This is a genomic window from Yersinia sp. IP36721 (assembly GCF_003634395.1).
GTDB lineage: Bacteria > Pseudomonadota > Gammaproteobacteria > Enterobacterales > Enterobacteriaceae > Yersinia > Yersinia entomophaga.
In genome coordinates this window covers 1-430 of the sequence record NZ_QCZL01000094.1, presented here as the reverse complement: position 1 = coordinate 430, position 430 = coordinate 1, and the positions used below count along the sequence as shown (strand labels likewise).

Genomic DNA, 430 nt, shown 5'->3' with positions numbered 1-430 from the left:
TACGGCTTCAATTTTGAATTCTTCAGTGAAATTTTTGGCTGACATAAACACTCCTTCATTGAGCCTCCATTATGAGGCAAAAAAGTGTCTACGAAACCCGGGTCTATTCACTACCAGTTGACCCCGACGTGCCCCAGCGAAGTCCTTCAACATCTCCATCAGCATAAATAATTCCTGTTTTGGATCCATCATCTGCAACTAATTTAAATGCGGTTGCGGTTCCTTTGGAGGTCAAGTTTCCTGGGAGAGAGATATTTTCATCTAACTTACTAATGGCGTTAACAATTCTACTATCATTTCCAGCGGCAACCGTTCCTGTCGTTATTCCAACGCTACGAGTGGCTGAATCCCCCAAACCAAGGTTTGCGAGATCACCGGCGGCAACACTTTCTTTAGTCACCAGCCTTGCTGTGACACACTCCGATTATTT

General features: G+C 44.4%; 1 protein-coding gene. It reads right to left on the bottom strand.

Annotation, left to right across the window (positions count from 1 at the left end; translation table 11 throughout):
- Positions 1 to 103: 103 nt before the first annotated feature.
- Positions 104 to 400, bottom strand: a complete 297-nt coding sequence (locus DBA33_RS20480; RefSeq protein WP_120807135.1) for a hypothetical protein — start codon at positions 398 to 400, stop codon at positions 104 to 106.
- Between the last annotated feature and the right edge of the window lie 30 nt (positions 401 to 430).